This window comes from Rhizobium leguminosarum bv. trifolii WSM2297 (assembly GCF_000271845.1).
In genome coordinates this window covers 3,031,222-3,051,342 of the sequence record NZ_JH719395.1, presented here as the reverse complement: position 1 = coordinate 3,051,342, position 20,121 = coordinate 3,031,222, and the positions used below count along the sequence as shown (strand labels likewise).

Annotated in this window: 17 protein-coding genes; 11 read left to right on the top strand and 6 right to left on the bottom strand. The window is 61.9% G+C overall.

Features of this window, described 5'->3' with window-relative positions; translation table 11 throughout:
- Positions 1–71: 71 nt before the first annotated feature.
- The 3 genes from RLEG4DRAFT_RS29980 (at position 72) to xylA (ending at position 4,063) form a co-directional block, all read left to right on the top strand.
- Positions 72–1,094, top strand: a complete 1,023-nt coding sequence (locus tag RLEG4DRAFT_RS29980) for a LacI family DNA-binding transcriptional regulator (protein WP_003582400.1) — start codon at positions 72–74, stop codon at positions 1,092–1,094.
- 19 nt (positions 1,095–1,113) lie between these two features.
- On the top strand, positions 1,114–2,568 hold the full coding sequence (gene xylB / locus RLEG4DRAFT_RS29975) for a xylulokinase (protein WP_003582399.1): 1,455 nt from the start codon (positions 1,114–1,116) through the stop codon (positions 2,566–2,568).
- Positions 2,569–2,752: 184 nt separating this feature from the next.
- On the top strand, positions 2,753–4,063 hold the full coding sequence (gene xylA, locus RLEG4DRAFT_RS29970; protein ID WP_003582397.1) for a xylose isomerase: 1,311 nt from the start codon (positions 2,753–2,755) through the stop codon (positions 4,061–4,063).
- A 65-nt stretch (positions 4,064–4,128) separates the two neighbouring features.
- Here the strand turns inward: xylA and RLEG4DRAFT_RS29965 are convergent, their stop codons facing one another.
- On the bottom strand, positions 4,129–5,160 hold the full coding sequence (locus RLEG4DRAFT_RS29965; protein WP_003582395.1) for a LacI family DNA-binding transcriptional regulator: 1,032 nt from the start codon (positions 5,158–5,160) through the stop codon (positions 4,129–4,131).
- A gap of 270 nt (positions 5,161–5,430) precedes the next feature.
- On the opposite strand from RLEG4DRAFT_RS29965, the gene RLEG4DRAFT_RS29960 reads away from it, so the two are divergent.
- The 5 genes from RLEG4DRAFT_RS29960 to RLEG4DRAFT_RS29940 all read left to right on the top strand — a co-directional run bounded on the left by RLEG4DRAFT_RS29960 (position 5,431) and on the right by RLEG4DRAFT_RS29940 (position 11,753).
- Positions 5,431–6,957 (top strand): sugar ABC transporter ATP-binding protein, encoded by a 1,527-nt coding sequence (locus RLEG4DRAFT_RS29960; RefSeq protein WP_003582392.1) that lies wholly within the window; start codon positions 5,431–5,433, stop codon positions 6,955–6,957.
- A gap of 58 nt (positions 6,958–7,015) precedes the next feature.
- Positions 7,016–8,020 (top strand): ABC transporter permease, encoded by a 1,005-nt coding sequence (locus RLEG4DRAFT_RS29955; RefSeq protein ID WP_003582391.1) that lies wholly within the window; start codon positions 7,016–7,018, stop codon positions 8,018–8,020.
- A gap of 101 nt (positions 8,021–8,121) precedes the next feature.
- Entirely contained in the window at positions 8,122–9,069 is a 948-nt protein-coding gene (locus RLEG4DRAFT_RS29950) for a substrate-binding domain-containing protein (protein ID WP_003582389.1), read from the top strand.
- A 248-nt stretch (positions 9,070–9,317) separates the two neighbouring features.
- Positions 9,318–10,370, top strand: a complete 1,053-nt coding sequence (locus RLEG4DRAFT_RS29945) for a sugar phosphate isomerase/epimerase family protein (protein WP_003566650.1) — start codon at positions 9,318–9,320, stop codon at positions 10,368–10,370.
- Positions 10,371–10,565: 195 nt separating this feature from the next.
- Positions 10,566–11,753 carry a Gfo/Idh/MocA family protein gene (locus RLEG4DRAFT_RS29940; RefSeq protein WP_003582386.1) on the top strand — a complete coding sequence of 396 codons (1,188 nt, stop codon included), beginning with the start codon at positions 10,566–10,568 and terminating at the stop codon, positions 11,751–11,753.
- A 73-nt stretch (positions 11,754–11,826) separates the two neighbouring features.
- Here RLEG4DRAFT_RS29940 and RLEG4DRAFT_RS29935 read toward each other — a convergent pair whose 3' ends face one another.
- Complete coding sequence (locus RLEG4DRAFT_RS29935) at positions 11,827–12,231, bottom strand: DoxX family protein (RefSeq protein ID WP_003582384.1); 405 nt, start codon at positions 12,229–12,231, stop codon at positions 11,827–11,829.
- Between the two features lie 266 nt (positions 12,232–12,497).
- On the opposite strand from RLEG4DRAFT_RS29935, the gene RLEG4DRAFT_RS29930 reads away from it, so the two are divergent.
- Together RLEG4DRAFT_RS29930 and RLEG4DRAFT_RS29925 are read left to right on the top strand one after the other, a co-directional pair.
- Complete coding sequence (locus RLEG4DRAFT_RS29930) at positions 12,498–13,871, top strand: GH1 family beta-glucosidase (protein WP_003582383.1); 1,374 nt, start codon at positions 12,498–12,500, stop codon at positions 13,869–13,871.
- 135 nt (positions 13,872–14,006) lie between these two features.
- Complete coding sequence (locus tag RLEG4DRAFT_RS29925) at positions 14,007–16,220, top strand: putative bifunctional diguanylate cyclase/phosphodiesterase (protein ID WP_003582382.1); 2,214 nt, start codon at positions 14,007–14,009, stop codon at positions 16,218–16,220.
- 49 nt (positions 16,221–16,269) lie between these two features.
- Here the strand turns inward: RLEG4DRAFT_RS29925 and RLEG4DRAFT_RS29920 are convergent, their stop codons facing one another.
- From RLEG4DRAFT_RS29920 to RLEG4DRAFT_RS29905, 4 genes are all read right to left on the bottom strand, one after another.
- Positions 16,270–17,199 (bottom strand): rhodanese-related sulfurtransferase, encoded by a 930-nt coding sequence (locus RLEG4DRAFT_RS29920; protein ID WP_037094362.1) that lies wholly within the window; start codon positions 17,197–17,199, stop codon positions 16,270–16,272.
- Positions 17,200–17,268: 69 nt separating this feature from the next.
- Positions 17,269–17,745 (bottom strand): VOC family protein, encoded by a 477-nt coding sequence (locus RLEG4DRAFT_RS29915; protein WP_003582380.1) that lies wholly within the window; start codon positions 17,743–17,745, stop codon positions 17,269–17,271.
- A 145-nt stretch (positions 17,746–17,890) separates the two neighbouring features.
- A complete protein-coding gene (locus RLEG4DRAFT_RS29910) occupies positions 17,891–18,799 on the bottom strand; it encodes a CHAD domain-containing protein (RefSeq protein WP_037094920.1) in 909 nt (302 codons plus the stop codon).
- Positions 18,777–19,265 carry a CYTH domain-containing protein gene (locus RLEG4DRAFT_RS29905; protein WP_003582378.1) on the bottom strand — a complete coding sequence of 163 codons (489 nt, stop codon included), beginning with the start codon at positions 19,263–19,265 and terminating at the stop codon, positions 18,777–18,779. The genes RLEG4DRAFT_RS29910 and RLEG4DRAFT_RS29905 overlap by 23 nt, the downstream gene beginning before the upstream one ends.
- 154 nt (positions 19,266–19,419) lie before the next feature.
- Between RLEG4DRAFT_RS29905 and RLEG4DRAFT_RS29900 the strand changes: the two genes are divergently transcribed.
- Entirely contained in the window at positions 19,420–20,058 is a 639-nt protein-coding gene (locus tag RLEG4DRAFT_RS29900) for a 2-dehydro-3-deoxy-phosphogluconate aldolase (RefSeq protein ID WP_003582377.1), read from the top strand.
- The last annotated feature ends 63 nt before the right edge of the window (positions 20,059–20,121 follow it).

The following is a 20,121-nucleotide window of genomic DNA, read 5'->3' as shown; positions in this document are numbered from 1 at the left end:
GCCAACCGGCCTGTCGATTTTTTGATTTACGTACATCAAATTTGGCGCTAATGGTCTCGTCAGGAGGAATGATGAGGCCCACAGTTCACGATATCGCCGCCGCCGCCCGCGTCAGTCTTGCGACTGTCGACCGGGTCCTCAACCAGCGTCCGGGTGTGCGTCACGTCACGCGGGAGAAGGTTGAAGCCGCAATCCGCGAACTCGGTTATGTTAGGGACGTCGCCGCCGCCAATCTCGCCAAGGGCCGCACCTATCCGCTGGTCTTCATCCTGCCGGCCAGCGACAATTCCTTCATGCATGGGCTGAATGCGGAGATCCGGCAGGCAGTTCTGCGCTCGCCGGCCGAGCGCACCGATATTCGCACCATCGAGGTGCCGGCATTCGATCCGGCCGCCCTCGTTTCCGTGCTCGAAGGACTTTCACGCGAAAAGCCTTGCGGCATCGCCATGGTCGCGACGGATGCGCCTGAGGTGCGCGCCGCCGTTGACAGGCTGGTGCGCGAGCGCTTTCCCATCGTCACTCTGGTTTCCGATCTCACCGGGTCGCTTCGCCATCATTATGCCGGCGTCGACAATATTGCGGCCGGCCGCACGGCGGCCGGTCTGCTCGGCCGATTTCTCGGGCCGCGAAAGGGTGAGATCGCGGTGCTCGCCGGCTCCATGCTGGTGCGCGACCATCGCGAGCGGCTGGAAGGTTTTGCCGCGGTCATGGCCGAAGAATTTCCCGATCTTGCGATCCTGCCGGTACTCGAAGGCCGCGACGACCCCGAGGTTGCCCATAGGCTCGTTGCCGATGCGCTCGGGAATGCCGGCATCGTCGGCATCTACAGCCTCGGCGCCGGTAATCGCGGCCTCATCCGGGCGTTGAAGGAGAAGGCCGCTGACCGGACGCTGACCGTGATTGCCCACGAACTGACCGCCCATACCCGCGCAGCACTCGTCGACAACACGATCGATGCCATCCTCAACCAGGACGCCGGCCACGAAGTGCGCAGCGCCATCCGCATATTGAAAGCCAAGGCGGACGGACTTGCCGTCATCGACGCGCAGGAGCGCATCCGCCTCGACATATTTCTGAAAGACAATCTGCCGTAACGGCAAAGGAGAATACCCCATGTATCTCGGTCTCGATCTCGGAACCTCCGGCGTCAAGGCGATGCTGATCGATGGCGATCAGAAGATCGTCGGCTCGGCCAATGGTTCGCTCGACGTCTCGCGTCCGCATTCCGGTTGGTCGGAGCAGGAGCCGGCCGACTGGGTGCGTGCCACGCAGGAGGCTGTCGCCGGCCTGAAGGCGAAACATCCGAAAGAGCTTGAAGCCGTCAAGGGCATCGGCCTTTCCGGCCAGATGCACGGCGCGACGTTGATCGATGCCGCCGACAAGGTGCTGCGCCCCTGCATCCTTTGGAACGACACGCGCAGTCACGTCGAAGCTGCCGCCCTCGATGCCGAGCCGCGCTTCCGCGCGCTCACCGGCAACATCGTCTTCCCCGGCTTCACGGCGCCGAAGCTCGCCTGGGTCAAGAAGCATGAGCCCGACGTTTTCGCCAAGATCGCCAAGGTGCTGCTGCCGAAGGACTATCTGCGCCTCTGGCTGACCGGCGAATATATCTCCGAAATGTCGGATTCGGCCGGCACCTCGTGGCTCGACACCGGCAAGCGCGCCTGGTCGTCCGAACTGCTCGCCGCCACTGATCTTTCCGAGGAGCAAATGCCGGCGCTTGCCGAAGGCACCGAGCAGGCCGGCACGCTGCGGCCCGAACTGGCAGCGCAATGGGGCATCTCCGGCAATGTCGTCGTTGCCGGCGGCGCCGGCGACAATGCCGCATCGGCGTGCGGCATGGGCACGGTCAGTGATGGCGCCGCCTTCGTCTCGCTCGGCACATCGGGCGTCCTGTTTGCCGCCAACGGTTCCTATCTGCCGAAGCCGGAAAGCGCCGTGCATGCCTTCTGCCACGCACTGCCGAACACCTGGCACCAGATGGGCGTCATCCTGTCGGCCACCGATGCGCTCAACTGGCATTCCGGCTTGACCGGCAAGTCGGCCGCCGATCTCACCAGTGAACTCGGGGAGACGCTGAAGGCGCCGACCGGCGTCACCTTCCTTCCTTATCTCTCCGGCGAGCGCACGCCGCACAATGATGCCGTCATCCGCGGCGCCCTTATCGGCCTCGAACATGAAAGCGGCCGCGCCGTTCTCACCCAGGCGGTGCTCGAAGGTGTGGCCTTCGCCATTCGCGACAATCTCGAAGCGTTGCGCTCGGCCGGTACCGGCATAGCGCGTGTCACGGCGATCGGCGGCGGTTCGCGTTCGCATTACTGGCTGGCGTCGATCGCGACCGCCCTCGGCGTTCCGGTCGATCTGCCGGCCGACGGCGATTTCGGCGCGGCCTTTGGTGCTGCCCGCCTCGGGCTGATCGCTGCGACAGGGGCAGATCCGATTGCGGTCTGCACGCCGCCCGTGACATCGGGCACGATCGAGCCGGTGTCGGCGCTGAGCGGTGCTTATGAGGATGCGTATAAGCGCTATCGCGCACTCTACCCGGCGATCAAATCGCTGGGGCATTGAGATTGGCGGCCCCCTCTCCCCGAGGGGAGAGGGGGAGTCGGTAGCGACGGCTTTGAAAGAGCTGCAACGTTGCGGCAAGTCCCTTCTCCCCTCGGGGAGAAGGTGCCGGCAGGCGGATGAGAGGGCCGCCTCCGCGAACAGGAATTTAGAACTGCTAAGAGATTCGAACCCAAGGAGACCTGATATGAGCACCGGATTTTTCGGCGATATCCAAAAAGTGAAATACGAAGGCCCCGATAGCACCAATCCGCTGGCCTTCCGTTATTACCAGCCGGACGAGATCGTCATGGGCAAGCGCATGGAAGACCATCTGCGCTTTGCGGTGGCCTATTGGCACACCTTCACCTGGCCGGGCGGCGACCCCTTCGGCGGCCAGACCTTCCTGCGTCCCTGGTTCGAAGACACGATGAAGGCCGCCAAGCTCAAGGCCGACGTCGCTTTCGAATTCTTTTCGCTGCTTGGCTCGCCCTACTACTGCTTCCATGACGCCGACGTGCGCCCGGAAGGCAAGAACTTTGCCGAAAATACCAAGAACCTGAACGAGATCGTCGATTATTTCGCGGAAAAGCAGGCCGCTACCGGCACCAAGCTGCTCTGGGGCACGGCGAACCTGTTTTCGCACCGCCGCTATATGTCGGGTGCAGCCACCAATCCGGATCCGGATGTCTTTGCTTTCGCTGCTGCGACGGTCAAGACCTGCATCGACGCCACGCAGAAGCTCGGCGGTGAGAACTACGTGCTCTGGGGCGGCCGCGAAGGTTACGAAACCCTGCTGAACACCGATATCGGCCGCGAGCTCGACCAGCTCGGACGCTTCCTCAATCTCGTCGTCGAATACAAGCACAAGATCGGCTACAAGGGCACGATCCTGATCGAGCCGAAGCCGCAGGAGCCGACCAAGCACCAGTATGATTACGACGTTGCGACCGTCTACGGCTTCCTCAAGAAGCACGGACTTGAAAACGAGGTGAAGCTCAATATCGAGCAGGGCCACGCGATCCTGGCCGGTCACTCCTTCGAGCACGAACTGGCGCTTGCCAATGCGCTCGGCATCTTCGGCTCGATCGACATGAACCGCAACGACTACCAGTCCGGTTGGGACACCGACCAGTTCCCCAACAATGTTCCCGAAATGGCGCTGGCCTATTACCACGTTCTGGCAGGCGGTGGCTTCAAGACCGGCGGCACCAACTTCGACTCGAAGCTTCGCCGCCAGTCTCTCGACCCGGCGGATCTGCTGATCGGCCATATCGGCGGCATGGATTGCTGTGCCCGCGGCCTGAAAGCCGCTGCCAGGATGATCGAGGACAAGGCTCTGTCGCAGCCGCTCGCCGATCGTTACGCCGGTTGGGAATCGGCCGAGGCGCAGAAGCTCTTCCGGGGCGAGTATTCGCTGGATGAGATCACGAACTGGGTCGAGAGCAAGGACATCAACCCGCAGCCGCGATCGGGCAAGCAGGAACTGCTCGAAAACGTCGTCAACCGTTACGTCTGATAACCGGCGCCGGCGGCTTCGGTCGCCGGCGCAAGCCTCTCCCAGGTTTTACCGGCCTATATCGCTCAGCGCTTCGACCAGTTGCGTGACGGGGCGGAGACGGAGTTTCGCACCACCAGATCCGCTCTCAGCAGGATTTCCGTCTCGGCCGGGCGGCCATCGGACAAGAGTTCCAACAGCAGCGCCATCGCCTGTTTGCCGATCGCCGTTCGCGGCTGGCGGATCGTCGTCAGCGCCGGCGATATGAAGACGGCCTGCGGCACGTCGTCGAACCCGGTCACCGAGAAATCGCGCGGAATGTCGTAGCCGCGCGCTCCGAGCCCGATCATGACGCCGATTGCCGTCTGGTCGTTGACGCACATGAAGGCGGTGGGCAGCGTATCGCGCATGAAGAGCTGCTCGACCGCATGCCGGCCGCTCTCGATCGTGCCGTCGCCTTCGAGGACGATCCTCAGATCGGGCGGGATGCCGGCGGCATCGAGCCCGGCATCATAACCCATGCGGCGCCTGATATAGGCAAGCCGGGTGCGCGAATCGCCGATGAAGGCGATCTTGCGATGGCCTTCGGCCAGCAGCAGGTCCACCGCTTTCCTCGCGCCCTCGGTATCGTCGACGCCGACATAGGGGATGCCGCCATTGAAGACAGGCTCGAAAACGCCGACGCTCGGCGGCAGCCGCGCCGTCATCGTCTGATGGCCGAAGGGCAGGATGCCGGTGAACAGGATCAGTCCGGCCGCCTGGTTGGAATTCAAGAATTTCAGATATTCGAGGCCGCGCTGGGCGTCGTTCTGCGTGTGGCCGATCAGGATGCCGTAGCCATGCGCGCGCGCCTCATTCTCAAGGCCGACGAGGATGTTGGAGAAATTGGGATCGCCGATATCGGGCGCCACCACGAGGATCATGTTGGAGCGGCCGAGCCTCAGGCTGCGGGCCATGGCATTGGTGGTGTAGCCGGTGACGGCGATCGCCTGGTTGACCTTGAGCCGCGTGGAGTTGGCGACTTTCTCCGGGGTGTGGATCGCCCGCGAAACCGTCGCGATGGAGACCTCGGCGATCCGGGCGACGTCTTCGATTGTTGCGGGCGTGGAATTCGACACTGAGCTCTGCCTTGGACTGTCTTCGCCGCGACACTACACAGACTTGTCGACAGGTCAAAGGCAGGCTTCAACTGATCTGTGTTAATCCACGATGTAAACCTTTACATGGCCGATGTAAAGGTTTACATAACTCCAAAGCGGACGGGAGCCGCAGCGCACAGCGCCCGAAAACAGCAAAGCGGTTTTCAGATTGGGAATGTGCGCTAGTTCAAGGTGATGGAGTGGCGCCGGTGTTCTGCCGGATGCGAGGCGCTCTTGGGGGAGGGCATAATGACCGTGGAAATCGCTGACACCGCACCCGTGGTGCTGTCCGCCAGGCGTATATGCAAATCCTTCAGTGGTGTGCAGGTCCTCTTCAGCGTCAATTTCGATCTCCGCGCCGGCGAAATCCATGCCCTCATGGGTGAGAACGGCGCCGGCAAGTCCACGCTCGTCAAAGTATTGTCAGGCTTCGAACAGCCGACATCCGGCGAGATTGTGCTCGATGGCAAGCCTGTGGTGCTGCCGCCCAATGGCGCCGCCGAAGCGCTCGGCATTGTCATCATCCACCAGGAATTCAATCTCGCCGAACATCTGACGGTGACGGAAAGCCTGTTTCTCGGGCGCGAAGTCACGCGTTTCGGTGTGCTCGACCGCAAATATATGCGCGCCGAGACACGCAAGGTTCTCGATGCGCTCGGTTCGCATGTCGATGAAAATGCGCTGATCAGCACGCTTTCGATAGCCGACAAACAGATGGTCGAAATCGCCAAGGCAATCAGCCGCGACGCGCGGGTCGTGTTCATGGATGAGCCGACCGCCGTCTTGTCGCGGGAAGAGACCAATATGCTGTTCAAGCAGGTCCGCAAGCTGCGCGATCAGGGCACCAGCTTCGTCTTCGTCTCCCACAAGCTCGACGAGGTGATGGAGCTGACGGATCGTGTCACGGTGCTGCGCGACGGCCAATGGATCAAGACGTCGCCGACTTCCATTCTGGACGGGGAATCGATCGCGCAGCTGATGGTCGGCCGCGAACTTTCCAGCCTCTATCCCGCCAAGGTCGAGCCGGATGTCGACGAGGAGATCGTCTTGAGCGTGGCCTCGGTGTCGACGGGCTATGTGAAGGATGCGAGCTTTGCGGTGCGCAAGGGCGAGATCATCGGTTTTTCCGGCATGATCGGCTCCGGCCGCACCGAACTGATGGAAGCGATCGCCGGCTTGCGAAGCCGCCTCGAGGGCGAGGTGGTCATCAAGGGGGAAACGGTTCCCTCCGGCGACGTGCATGCCGCCAATCGCTGCGGGCTCGCCTACATGACCAAGGACCGCAAGTCGAAGGGGCTGCTGCTGCGCTCCGGCATGGTGGCCAATCTGACATTGCAATCGCTCGAAAGGCACGCCAGTCACGGTTATCTCAGCCCGGCCAGCGAGGCTGCTGCACTGGCGAAAGCCAAGCGCCGTTTCGACATCAGGGTTCGCGACGCGAATATCATTGCCGGCCGGATGTCGGGCGGAAACCAGCAGAAACTGCTGCTGGCCAAGGTCATGGAGACCGAGCCCGACATCATCATCATCGACGAGCCGACGCGCGGCATCGATGTCGGCACCAAGCAGCAGATCTATCATTTTATCTCGGCGCTGGCCCGGGACGGCCGGTCGATCATCATCGTCTCGTCGGAGATGCCCGAAGTCATCGGGCTCTGTACGCGGGTGGTGGTGATGCGCGAAGGACATATCGTCGGCGTGCTCGAAGGAGACGAGATCTCCGAGCAGGAGATCATGCGTTACGCTGCCGGGCTGAAGAGGAAAGCGGCGGCCTGAGGGCTGAAGCGGACAGATAAGATGCCCAAAAAGAAGGGGCGGGAGGTTGGTTTTGGAAATGAGTGTCAACGAGGAGACCAGGGAAATCCGGCGCCGATCCTGGCGGGATGTCGATCTGCGTGCGGTCGCGCCGTTCGTCGCCCTGGCGCTGCTGCTGATCGTCGGAGCCCTGGTCAATCCCAATTTCATCGGCATCACCAACCTTGCCAATGTCGCGACGCGCAGCGCCTTCATCGCCATCATCGCGGTCGGCGCGACTTTCGTGATCTCGGCCGGTGATCTCGACCTGTCGGTGGGTTCGATGGTGGCCTTTGTCGCCAGCCTGATGATCCTGTTGATGAATTCGGGCGCCATCGAAAACCCGGCTCTGATGCTGACGGTCGCGGTCGTCTTCACCTTGGTCGCCGGTGCGCTTTGCGGCCTGGCGAACGGCCTGATCACCACGGTGGGCAAGATCGAGCCTTTCATTGCGACGCTCGGCACGATGGGCATCTATCGCGGCCTGACGACATGGCTGTCGCAGGGCGGTGCGATCACCCTTCGCTCCGCCGACATCCAGACGCTCTATCGTCCTGCTTATTTCGGCAATATCGCCGGCGTGCCGACGCCGATTGTGGTGATCCTGGCGGTGACGGCGGTTGCGGCCTTCATCCTCTATCGCACCCGCTACGGGCGCCATGTCGTTGCTGTCGGATCGAACAGTGATGTCGCCCGCTATTCCGGTATCGCAGTAAATCGTGTGCGGACGATCGCCTTCGTCATCCAGGGCATGTGCGTCGCCATCGCTGTGTTGCTCTATGTTCCCCGTCTCGGCTCGACGTCGGCGACGACAGGCATCCTGTGGGAGCTGCAGGCGATCACCGCTGTCGTGGTCGGCGGGACGGCGCTGAAGGGTGGCGCCGGCAGGGTCTGGGGCACGATCTGCGGTGCCTTCATTCTCGAGCTTGTCGGCAACATCATGCTGCTTTCGAATTTCATCAGCGAGTATCTGATCGGCGCCATCCAGGGTGCGATCATCATCATCGCCATGTTCGTCCAGCGCTCGCTGGTGCGCAAAACATGAACTGATCCGGCTTGCATATGGCCGGGATTGCAATTGACCGGGCTTACAGGGCGTCCGGTCCCGATATGGAAAAGTCCCTGACATTATTGGGAGGAAATAGCATGCGTAAATTGATGTTGGGCCTGGCGGTTGCGGCGGTGACATTCGCCGGCGCCGCTCACGCCCAGGATAAGAAATTCACGATCGGCGTGTCCATTCCGGCCGCCGACCACGGCTGGACTTCCGGCGTGGTGTTCCATGCCGAGCGCGTCGCCAAGCTGCTGATGGCCGAACATCCCGGTCTCAACGTCATCGTCAAGACCTCGCCGGATGCCGCCAGCCAGGCAAACGCCGTGCAGGATCTCGATACGCAGGGCATCGACGCCCTAGTCATCCTGCCGTCGGATCCCGATCCGCTCGTCAACGCCATCAAGGAAGTCAAGGGCAAGGGCAAGTTCGTCGCGCTCGTCGACCGTGCGCCGTCGAGCAACGACAATTCCGTGCGCGACCTCTATGTCGCCGGCAACAATCCGGCGCTCGGCGAAGTCGCCGGCAAGTACATCGCCGAAAAGACGCCGGAAGCTGAAGTCGTCGTCATCCGCGGTCTGCCGATTCCGATCGACCAGCAGCGCCAGGACGGCTTCGACAAGGGTATTGCCGGCTCCAAGGTCAAGATTCTCGACCGCCAGTACGGCAACTGGAACCGCGACGATGCCTTCAAGGTCATGCAGGATTATCTGACCAAATACCCGAAGATCGACGTCGTCTGGTGCCAGGACGACGACATGGCTGTCGGCGTTCTGCAGGCGATCGAGCAGGCCAAGCGCACCGACATTCAGTATGTCGTTGCCGGCGCCGGCTCCAAGGACATGGTGAAGAAGGTCATGGACGGCGATAAGCTGATCCCGGTCGACGTTCTCTATCCGCCGGCAATGGTCGGCACGGCCATGGAACTGACCGCAGCCGCCCTCTACGATCAGGTTCCGGTTCACGGCAGCTATATCCTCGACGCGACGCTCGTCACCAAGGACAATGCCAAGGACTTCTACTTCCCGGATTCTCCGTTCTGATCCATCGGCTGGCGACATGCGCCCATTCGAAAGGATGGGCGCATTTTCTGCTTCCATACAATACGCGGCTGAAAATGCTGCACGTACCTCTTGCCCGCCAAAGCCCATCATGATTAGCTCGCAGCCCTATCGCATCCGGCCTTGCGCCAAAACGCGAGCTGAGCGCGAGGAGGCGCCTTGCGCCCGCCAAATTGCGTGCTACAACATTTCAGAAACGTTTACGGTCGATATTCAGGGAGGAATCTGACATGAAGACGATCAAGGGTCCCGGCCTTTTCCTTGGCCAGTTCGCGGGCGATGCCGCTCCTTTCAATTCCTGGGACGCGATCACCAAATGGGCGGCCGACATCGGTTACAAAGGCGTCCAGGTGCCGACCTGGGCGAGCCAGCTGATCGACTTGAAGAAGGCTGCGACCTCCAAGGATTATTGTGACGAATTCGCCGGCAAGGCCCGCGAAAACGGCATCGAGATCACCGAACTCTCCACCCATCTGCAGGGCCAACTCGTCGCCGTTCATCCGGCCTATGACGAAGCCTTCGATGGGTTTGCAGCCCCCGAGGTGCGCGGCAATCCGAAGGCGCGCCAGGAATGGGCGGTCGAGCAGGTCAAGATGGCGCTGACGGCATCGAAGAACCTCGGCCTCAAGGCTCATGCGACCTTCTCCGGCGCGCTCGCCTGGCCGTTCATCTATCCCTGGCCGCAACGTCCCGCCGGTCTTGTCGAGACCGCCTTCGACGAACTTGCCCGCCGCTGGACCCCGATCCTCAATCATGCCGATGAGAACGGCATCGACGTCTGCTACGAAATCCACCCGGGTGAGGATCTGCATGACGGCATCACCTTCGAGATGTTCCTCGAACGCGTGAAGAACCATCCGCGCGCCAACATGCTCTACGATCCCTCACACTATGTCCTGCAGTGCCTCGACTATCTCGACAATATCGACATCTACAAGGACCGCATCAAGATGTTCCACGTCAAGGATGCCGAGTTCAACCCGACCGGGCGTCAGGGCGTCTACGGGGGTTACCAGGGCTGGGTGGAACGAGCCGGCCGCTTCCGCTCGCTCGGCGACGGGCAGGTCGATTTTGGCGCGGTGTTCTCGAAGATGACCGCCAATAATTTCGACGGCTGGGCCGTGGTCGAATGGGAATGCGCGCTGAAACATCCGGAGGATGGCGCCCGCGAAGGCGCCGAATTCGTCGCCGCCCATATCATCCGCGTCACCGAGAAAGCCTTCGACGATTTCGCCGGCAGCGGTACCGACCAGGCAGCGAACCGGCGGATGCTGGGGCTCTAAGTCATAGGTCTTACCGGGGCTGCCCCTCACCCTAACCCTCTCCCCGTAAACGGGGCGAGGGGACTTGCCGCACCGGCCGTCGAGATGGGCGTAAACATCGCGGCATATCCCCTTCGCCCCGCGAGCGGGAAGAAGGTGGCGGCAGCCGGATGAGGGGCGCGCATCCGCACCAGGTTAAATTTCAGGAGGACAAGAATGGCAATCGAAGCATCATCCGAACAGACCCGCGAGCCGCGCATTCGGCTCGGTATGGTCGGCGGCGGCGCCGGCGCGTTCATCGGTGCGGTGCACCGTATCGCGGCGCGTATCGACGATCAGTACGATCTTATCGCCGGCGCGCTGTCGTCGACGCCGGAAAAGGCGGTTCAATCCGGCCGCGATCTCGGCCTCGATCCGTCGCGGACCTATTCCAGCTATCGCGAGATGGCGATCCGCGAGGCGAAGCTGAAGAACGGCATCGAGGCGGTGGCGATCGTCACGCCGAACCATGTGCATTACGATGCGGCTAAGGAATTCCTGAAGCGCGGCATCCATGTCATCTGCGACAAGCCGCTGACATCGAACCTTGCCGATGCGAAGAAACTGAAGAAAATAGCAGACGAGAGCGGCGCGCTCTTCGTGCTGACACATAATTACACCGGCTATCCGATGGTGCGTCAGGCACGCGAGATGGTCGCGAACGGTGAACTCGGCGATATAAGAGTCGTCCAGGCCGAATATCCGCAAGACTGGCTGACTGAGGCGGTCGAGCAGACCGGCCAGAAACAGGCGGCCTGGCGCACCGATCCGGCGCAGTCCGGCGTCGGCGGCTCCACCGGCGATATCGGCACGCATGCCTATAATCTTGCCGCCTTCATATCGGGGCTGGAACTCGACAGCCTGGCCGCCGATCTCGACAGCTTCGTTCCCGGCCGCCGGCTGGATGACAACGCCCATGTCATGTTGCGTTTCAAAGCGAAGGGCTCGGAGAAGCCGGCTAAGGGCATGCTCTGGTGCAGCCAGGTGGCGCCCGGCCATGAAAACGGCCTGATGGTCCGCGTCTACGGCAGCAAGGGCGGGCTGGAATGGACCCAGAAGGACCCGAACTATCTTTGGTACACGCCGTTCGGCGAACCGAAGCGGCTGATTACCCGGGGCGGCGCCGGCTCGGGCGCGGCCGCCGGCCGCGTCTCGCGCGTGCCATCTGGGCATCCGGAGGGTTATCTCGAGGCCTTTGCGACGATCTATACCGAAGCCGCGCATGCGATCAATGCCCGCAAGAAGGGCAAGGCCGTCGACAAGGCGGTGGTCTACCCGACGGTCGATGACGGCGTGAAGGGTGTGGCCTTCGTCGAGGCTTGCGTCGCCTCCTCCAAGAAGAACGGCGCCTGGGTCAAGGTCTGAATTGACCGATCTCCGTCGCCCCATGAAAAACGCCGAGGCGAGCCACGTCGCCTCGGCGTTTTGGTTATGGAGATCAGGCAGCAGCCTTGCGGCCGCGCTTCAGCAGGTTATCGACACTGAGAGGTCCGGCACCTGCGGCCACCAGATACAGAAACACGAAGCAGAACAGGATTGCGGCGACGCCGCCGTTCTGCGCGGGGTAGATGCCCTTGCCCGCATGGCCGATGAAATAGGCAAAAGCCATTAGGCCCGAGAGCACGAAGGCGGCGATCCGGGTCTGGAATCCGACCAGAACCAGGAAGCCGAGGGTGAGTTCGATAAACCCGGCAATCCAGGAGAGCGAGCCCACGGGCGGCACGCTTGCGGCGACCGGAAAATGCAGGATCTTCTGCGTTCCGTAGCTGAACAGCACAAGTGACGAGACGATGCGCAGCAGGCTCAGCAGATGGGGCTGCAGCAGATGGATCGAAGGCAGCATCGGATTCCTTTCATATTTGCGATGTCCTGGCTGTGTCAGTGATCCTGGGCTGGACAGCAAGTCACGACTGCTGACATTCGCGTTATGAGAGCAGTCAGGGGCGGAGAGTATGGCAGTTCGCGGTCAGCGAATGACGCGCTCACCGCTGCTCGGTCACGTACTGTAACGTTGCAGTTTTTCTTCTCACGGACCTGTACTTTGCTTTCCGGCTTGGCTAAATCCGAAGCCAAACGGTCAATCCACACGCTGAGAGACGGGATTTACAGATGATCGATGCGAAGACGCTTGCAAGCCGCCTTCCCGGCGATTTCACCTTCGGCGTCGCCACCGCCGCCTTCCAGATTGAAGGCGCCAGCAAGGCGGATGGCCGCAAGCCATCCATCTGGGATGCTTTCTGCAATATGCCGGGCCGCGTCTATAATCGCGACAATGGCGACGTCGCCTGCGACCACTATAACCGGCTGGAGCAGGATCTCGATCTCATCAAGGATATGGGTGTCGAAGCCTACCGCTTCTCGATTGCCTGGCCGCGCATCATCCCCGACGGCACAGGCCCGGTGAACGAGGCCGGCCTCGATTTCTATGAGCGGCTGGTCGATGGCTGCAAAGCGCGCGGGATCAAAACCTTTGCGACGCTCTATCATTGGGACCTGCCTCTGCTGCTTGCCGGCGACGGCGGCTGGACGGCGCGCTCGACCGCCTATGCCTTTCAGCGCTACGCCAAGGCGGTGATGAATCGCCTTGGCGACCGTCTCGACGCCGTCGCAACCTTCAATGAGCCCTGGTGCATCGTCTGGCTGAGCCACCTCTACGGCATTCATGCTCCGGGCGAGCGCAATATGCAGGCCGCCCTGCACGCCATGCACTACATGAACCTTGCCCACGGTCTCGGCGTCGAGGGGATCCGCTCGGAAGCTCCCGCTGTGCCGGTCGGGCTCGTGCTCAACGCCGCCTCAATCATCCCCGGCTCCGACAGCCCGGCCGATCTTGCCGCCGCCGAACGTGCGCACCAGTTCCACAACGGCGCCTTTTTCGATCCCGTCTTCAAGGGCGAATATCCGAAGGAATTCGTCGAGGCGCTCGGCGACCGCATGCCTGTCATCGAGGATGGCGACATGCGGCTGATCAGCCAGAAACTCGACTGGTGGGGTCTGAATTACTACACGCCAGAGCGCGTCGCCGAGGATACGGAACGAAAGGGCGATTTCCCCTGGACGGTGAAAGCGCCGCCGGCAAGCGACGTCAAAACCGATATCGGCTGGGAAATCTATGCGCCGGGATTGAAGCTCCTGGTCGAGGACCTCTACCGCCGCTACGAACTGCCGGAATGCTTCATCACCGAGAACGGCGCCTGCGACAATACCGATGTCGTCGACGGTGAGGTCGACGACACAATGCGTCTCGATTATCTCGGCGACCATCTCGATGTCGTGGCTGGCCTGATCAAGGACGGTTATCCCATGCGCGGCTATTTCGCCTGGAGCCTGATGGACAATTTCGAATGGGCGGAAGGCTACCGCATGCGCTTCGGCCTCGTCCATGTCGATTATCAGACCCAGTTGCGCACGGTGAAGAAGAGCGGCAAGTGGTATCGCCAACTCGCAGCGGAGTTCCCGAAGGGCAATCACAAGACGGGTTAGGTGGGATGGCGACGTTGCTTCGTCATTTTCCGTCATCAGCAGACAAAGAAATAGGTCCCTTCAAATCTTCAACAGGTGGTTGCTTAAACGTTTTTGAACCCTTGACTGGCAAAGTCGGACGGTCAGGGAGCCGCAATGCAGACAGCCGGAAAGTCGCAGAGCAAGGGATTGGGAGTAGGCCGTCACATCACCGTCACGGCTGTGCTTTTCTCCTTCGCCATCATCGTCGCAATCGTCACCGTCATGGTGCTGACGGCGCTCGAACGCGTGGCCGAAAATGCCAATCTCCTCGATGATGAGCGCTCGCGCGAAACGACGATTGGAGCGTTGAAGACTTTTGAGGACCAGCTCGGCGCGACGCTCGACGATTACGCCGCCTGGGACGATGCCGCCGTCAACGTCTATTCGCCCGACGGCATGGCCTGGACGGTCAGCAATTACGGCGAGATGTCGGTCAATAGCGCGCTTTTCGACATGGCGATCGTCATCGATGACGGGAAGAAGCCGATCATGGCCTATCGCGACGGCAAGCCGATGGAGGAGCCGCTCGCGGATTTCTTCGCGCCGTCGCTCTGGACCCTGTTCGAGACGGCGAAGGCGGCGGGCCTTTCCGGTACTCCACAGGCGGTCGGCTTCGTCACCACCAAACGCGGTGTTGCCGCTGTCGGCGTCGCCCTGGTGCGGAAAAAATCCGGCGCGCTGGATGCGCCCGCCGGCCACCACCGCTATCTCGTTTTTGCCCGCCATCTCGACAACGACCGGGTGGCCGCACTCGGCCAGACCTATGTCATCGGCGGGTTGAGGCTGGCGCCGGCGAGCTTCGAGGCCGATTATTTCGTGCCGATCGCCGATCCGACCGGGGCAACGCTGAAAAAACTCGTCTGGACCTCGCGTTCCCCGGGTGATGTCGGCTACGCCCAGGTGCGGCCGATGGTCTTGCAGGCGCTCGGACTTGTCGGGCTGTTCTTCGTGGTGCTGCTGGTTATCGGCTGGCTTGCCGGCCGCCGGCTGAAGGCCGAGGAAAGCAGCGCCCGCGAGGAGGCGCTGCGTGACCGGCTGAGCGGACTTTCCAATCGCGATGGTCTCGGGCTTGCCGTCGACCGCTTTGTCGTCGAGGCGCGCCAGACCAAACGCAACGTGCTGCTCCTTTATCTCGATCTCGATGGCTTCAAGGAAATCAATGACAGTTATGGCCACGGCACCGGCGACCAGTTGATCCGCGCGGTCGCGGCCGGTCTCGACGTGCTCATTCCGCAAGGCGCGGTTCTCGCCCGCATCGGCGGCGATGAATTTGCGATCGCCTTTCTTTCGGACGGCGAGAATGCCGCGGCCCTACAGCTTTCCGAGCAGATCCTCGATTTTCTGGTCGAGCCGCTTGAGATCGGTCGCCGCGTCGTTGTCGTCGGGGCCAGCATCGGCATCGCCATGTCGCCCGCCGGCACGATCGGGCGCGAGGAGCTGGTGCGCCGCTCCGACCTTGCCATGTACAAGGCGAAGGAAGCCGGCCGCGCCCGCATGACACTCTACGATCCGTCGATGGATGCCGACCGGGAGCAGCGCAATGCCCTGGAGCTCGATCTCAGGATCGCCATCGAAAGCGGCGATCTGACGCTCGCCTACCAGCCGCTGATCGATGCGGCCTCGCATGCACCGACCGGCGTCGAGGCGCTGGTGCGCTGGAACCGTCCAGGTCACGGGCCCGTTTCACCCGAGGTCTTCATCCCGATCGCCGAGACCAGCGGCCTCATCGAATCGCTCGGCCTGTTCGTGCTGCGCAAGGCCTGCGAGACGGCCAAGCAATGGCCGGAACTCAACGTCTCGGTTAACGTCTCTCCCGGTCAGTTCCGCAATCCCGCCTTCGCCGATTATGTGCGCTATGTGCTGAAGCAGACGGAGATCGAGGCGGGGCGCATCACGCTCGAGATCACCGAAGGCTACATGATCCAGAATCCGCAGCGCACCCGCCAGTCGATCGAACGGCTGAAGGCGCTGGGGGTCAAAGTAGCGCTCGATGATTTCGGCTCCGGCTTTTCCTCGATCGGTTATCTCAGGCAGTTCGGATTCGACCGGATCAAGATCGACCGTTCGCTGGTCATGGGGGTCAATGAGGACAAGCGCCAGCGCGAGATGCTGCAGGCGACAGTGGCGCTCGCCCGCTCTCTCGACATTCCGGTGACGGCCGAGGGCATCGAGACCGAGGAGCAGGCAATCGCCATGCGCCTCTTCGGCTGCGATTGCCTACAGGGTTATCTGTTCGGAAAGCCGATGACGGCCGATCGGATCACCGAGATGCTGCAGGCGCGGAATGCAGCCGAGCCGGCAGACCGGCGCCGTCTCGGCGCAGCCTGACGGCGTGCAGGTTTCCGTAAAATGAAGCTGATCCGCAAAGGATCCTGACTCAGCTGCCGATATGCCGCTGGCCGCGTTTCCGGGCGAGGGCGATCTGGAGCTGCCGCTGACGGTAGCGCAGCCGATCCTCTTCCGTGCGCGTGTGGTAGCAATGGCTGCAGGAAACGCCTTCTTCATAGAGCGGCGAGGTGATTTCCTCTGCGGTGATCGGGTTGCGGCAGGCGTGGCAGAGCTTGTGTTCGCCTTCTTTCAACCCGTGTTCGACGGAGACGCGCTCGTCGAAAACGAAGCAGGCGCCGTCCCAGAGGCTTTCCTCCTGGGGCACTTCTTCGAGATATTTCAGGATGCCGCCCTTCAGATGAAAAACTTCGTCGAAGCCCTCAGCCTTCATGAAGGCGGTGGCCTTCTCGCAGCGTATGCCGCCGGTGCAGTACATAGCGATCTTCGGTTTGTTGTGCAGGCCGGTATTCTGGCGAACCCAATCCGGAAATTCGCGGAATGATTTCGTCTTCGGGTCGAGCGCGCCGCGAAAGGTGCCGATTGCCGTCTCGTAATCGTTGCGGGTGTCGATGACGATCGTATCGGGATCTGAAATCAGCGCGTTCCAGTCCTGAGGCGCCACATAGGTGCCGACCACCTTGTTGGGGTCGATATCCTCGACACCCATGGTGACGATTTCCTTTTTCAGCTTCACCTTCATGCGCAGGAAAGGCATTTTCGAGGCGCGGCTTTCCTTATGCTCCAGGCTCGAAAATTCCGGCTGAGCCCGCAGGAAGGAGAGCACCGCGCTGATGCCGGCATCCGGGCCGGCGATCGTGCCGTTAATGCCCTCATGGGCCAGAAGCAGCGTGCCCTTGACGCCGCTCTCCTCGCAAAGCGCCTGCAGCGGCGCCTGCAGACTGGCAAAGCGCGGCACGGAAACGAAATGGTAGAGTGCGGCCACGAGGAACGGGCTGGTGTGTGTCAGGCTGTCGGTCATGGGGCGGAAATACAGAAAATCGGTGGATCGCGCAATTGCCTTCACCAGAGGCGGCCTTGCGGTGACCGACTATCCGCGCGCCCGCCATTCGGAAAACGGCCGCACGCCAAAACTCCGGTCGGGGATGTCGTCGAGAATGCTGATGAACTCGATCGAGTGCCCATCCGGGTCCTTGAAATAGATCGACAGCGCCGGCACCCAGCCGAGAACCACCGGCTCCACCGCCGGTTCACCGGTAAAGCCCAGAGGTTCGACGCCCTTTGCCTTGAGAATGGCGGGCGCCTTCAGCACGCCGTCGGCGGTCATGCGGAAAGCGATATGCAACCGCATCTTCAGCGGTCCGGTGCCGGTTTCCCAAAGGCCAAGCATGCCGGTCTTCCGGTCGTCCACCCAGAGGAAAGCGACTTTGCGCTCCTCGAATGAGGCCGCCGGTTCGAGCCCGACGACATCGCGATAGAAATCCGTGGAGGTCTTGAGATCGGCAACGGTCAGATGGGTCTCGTAGAGTCCGAGCACATCAGGCATAGCGGCATTTTCAGCGGTCATTTCGTCCTCGCGGGGTCAGGTCTCTGTTGTTCGACCACCGGAGGCTAGGACCTCAAGGTTGGTTGAGGTCAACAGGTTCTTTGACGTTATCTCTAGATTGCGCCGGCGGCACGTAAACCAGCACAAGCACCTCCGGTTTCGCCCTTCAACTTCCGGCCGTCAGCCAGAGAAGTTCGATGCGCTGCGCTTCCTCGTCGGGATCATCGGCGAAGACGGTTTCGGCTTTGACAAGCGCTTGCCGCCGGTCTTCCTGCTGGCGGAAGATGATGGCGTCGAGCAGATGGGCGAGGTCGTCATTGCGGGTGAAGAGCTGCGGTTCGGCCTCGACCAGTTCGGAGAGCACGGCAAGATCGTGAATGTGGCCGAGATCCTCGACGAGTTCCTTGGCCGCATCCCGCTTGGCCTTCATCGCGCCCGGCCAGACATCGCGCAAAAGGCCGTGATAAAGCCGGTAATCGTAGGTGCGTTTGCGCAGATTGTGGAAGTCGTCGGCCGATGCCTCGCCGTGGCAGGCCGCAAGTGCCGCCCTCGCCTTCCGCGCGGTTCGGCGCCAGCTCTTCGCCAGCTTGCGGGCATTCTTGCGGTGGCCGCCATCAAAGCAGACTCCATCCAGCGCGGCGACCGCCTCATGCAGAACGTCGGAGGTTTCCGCCAGCCGCTGTTCCAGGCCGCTTTCGGCATCCGCCATCCAGTCACGGCGCCCTTCGAGAATGGTGACGATACGGCCGAGCGCCTCGCTCTCCTCCGGCTCGCGGGCCGATTGCTGCAGATATTGCGCGGTGCCGATCAGGGCGTTGGCGTCGCGGATCGCCGAAAGCGAGCGGGCGACATCGCGCAGCCTGGCATTTTCGCGATCCTGGAAGTCCGGCACCTCGCGGGCGACAAGCCGGTAAAGCGAGCGCAGTCGTTTCAGATTCTTGCGGAAGGAATGGATCGCCTCATGCGCGCCGTCCGGCTGTTCTTCGATAAGTGCAATGGCATCGTCCAGCTGCTCTTTCGCGGCGCTGCGGAACTCTCTGGTGAAATCGGCCTTAGGCCGAATGCGATAGGCCATGCCTGTCGTGCCCATATTCTGTGGCAAGGGCCTGGTTGGAATAGCGGAAATCGCCGGTCACTTCACGACCGAGCCAGGCGGGCAGGGCCGGACTATCGGTCTCTGCGGTCATCTCGACCTCGGCAATCACCAGTCCGCGATGTTCGCCGGCAAAGACGTCGACCTCCCAGACGAAACCCTCATGCGGAACGCGGTAGCGCGTCTTCTCGATGACGATGCCGATTGCGTTCTGCAACAGTTCCTCGGCATCGGCGACAGGGATGTCGTATTCAAATTCATCACGGGTGATGGCGCTGCGGCCGATCTTGATCGTCAGTCTCGCCTTCTTGCCATCGAGGATACGCACCCTGACGGAGCGATCGTCCATCGAGGCGATGTAGCCCTGTCTCAGGACAGATTTCGTCTCGACGGCGGAACGCCATCCATCGCTGCGTACGAGGAATTTCCGCTCGATCTCTTTCGCCATATCGGTGAACCTTTTGTGACGATCGGGGCACGGTAGCCCAATTTCCACGCATTTCATACCCATCTTGTTAGGTGAATTGGTTTTACCTCGACAAGGTTCCGTCGGGGCGTTATTCGGGGACCAATTTCAATCGTTTCAAGGAGGTCGCGCGACCATGGGCGAGAAAACAGAGAAGCTCCTTTCCATCCTGAAACTCCAGCCTGTCGTTCCGGTCCTGATCGTCGACGATGCCAAGTCGGCCGTACTGCTGGCCCGCGCGCTCGTTGCCGGCGGTCTGAAGGCGATCGAGATCACCATGCGCACACCTGCGGCACTCGATGCCGTGCGCGCCGTCGCCGCCGAGGTCGAGGGGGCCGAAGTCGGCGCCGGCACGATCCTGAATGCCGCCCATTGGGAAGCCGCCGTCGAAGCTGGTTCGAAGTTCATCGTCAGCCCGGGCACCACGCAGGAACTGCTCGATGCGGCTGCCGATTCCGAGGTGCCGCTGCTTCCGGGTGCCGCGACCGCCAGCGAAGTCATGGCATTGCGCGAAGAAGGCTACCAGGTGCTGAAGTTCTTCCCGGCAGAGCAGGCCGGTGGCGCGGCCCTGCTGAAGGCGCTCTCTTCGCCGCTTGCCGGCACGCTGTTCTGCCCGACCGGCGGCATTTCGTTGAAGAACGCCAATGATTATCTGTCGCTGCCGAACGTCATCTGCGTCGGCGGCTCGTGGGTCGCGCCAAAGGAACTGGTCGCGGCCGGCGACTGGGCGGGGATTACCAAGCTCGCGGCCGAGGCTGCGGCGCTGAAGGCCTGAGTTTAGGATAGGGGTTGAGCCTCACGGCACAATTCCTTCTCCTCTGCCCTCTCCTCTGTTTGT

Bases quoted from the DNA above. Each gene is read 5' to 3' on its own strand.
- RLEG4DRAFT_RS29980 (WP_003582400.1), top strand. From the start codon at position 72: ATGAGGCCCACAGTTCACGATATCGCCGCCGCCGCCCGCGTCAGTCTT.
- xylB (WP_003582399.1), top strand. From the start codon at position 1,114: ATGTATCTCGGTCTCGATCTCGGAACCTCCGGCGTCAAGGCGATGCTG.
- xylA (WP_003582397.1), top strand. From the start codon at position 2,753: ATGAGCACCGGATTTTTCGGCGATATCCAAAAAGTGAAATACGAAGGC.
- RLEG4DRAFT_RS29960 (WP_003582392.1), top strand. From the start codon at position 5,431: ATGACCGTGGAAATCGCTGACACCGCACCCGTGGTGCTGTCCGCCAGG.
- RLEG4DRAFT_RS29955 (WP_003582391.1), top strand. From the start codon at position 7,016: ATGAGTGTCAACGAGGAGACCAGGGAAATCCGGCGCCGATCCTGGCGG.
- RLEG4DRAFT_RS29950 (WP_003582389.1), top strand. From the start codon at position 8,122: ATGCGTAAATTGATGTTGGGCCTGGCGGTTGCGGCGGTGACATTCGCC.
- RLEG4DRAFT_RS29945 (WP_003566650.1), top strand. From the start codon at position 9,318: ATGAAGACGATCAAGGGTCCCGGCCTTTTCCTTGGCCAGTTCGCGGGC.
- RLEG4DRAFT_RS29940 (WP_003582386.1), top strand. From the start codon at position 10,566: ATGGCAATCGAAGCATCATCCGAACAGACCCGCGAGCCGCGCATTCGG.
- RLEG4DRAFT_RS29935 (WP_003582384.1), bottom strand. From the start codon at position 12,231: ATGCTGCCTTCGATCCATCTGCTGCAGCCCCATCTGCTGAGCCTGCTG.
- RLEG4DRAFT_RS29930 (WP_003582383.1), top strand. From the start codon at position 12,498: ATGATCGATGCGAAGACGCTTGCAAGCCGCCTTCCCGGCGATTTCACC.
- RLEG4DRAFT_RS29925 (WP_003582382.1), top strand. From the start codon at position 14,007: ATGCAGACAGCCGGAAAGTCGCAGAGCAAGGGATTGGGAGTAGGCCGT.
- RLEG4DRAFT_RS29920 (WP_037094362.1), bottom strand. From the start codon at position 17,199: ATGACCGACAGCCTGACACACACCAGCCCGTTCCTCGTGGCCGCACTC.
- RLEG4DRAFT_RS29915 (WP_003582380.1), bottom strand. From the start codon at position 17,745: ATGACCGCTGAAAATGCCGCTATGCCTGATGTGCTCGGACTCTACGAG.
- RLEG4DRAFT_RS29910 (WP_037094920.1), bottom strand. From the start codon at position 18,799: ATGGCCTATCGCATTCGGCCTAAGGCCGATTTCACCAGAGAGTTCCGC.
- RLEG4DRAFT_RS29905 (WP_003582378.1), bottom strand. From the start codon at position 19,265: ATGGCGAAAGAGATCGAGCGGAAATTCCTCGTACGCAGCGATGGATGG.
- RLEG4DRAFT_RS29900 (WP_003582377.1), top strand. From the start codon at position 19,420: ATGGGCGAGAAAACAGAGAAGCTCCTTTCCATCCTGAAACTCCAGCCT.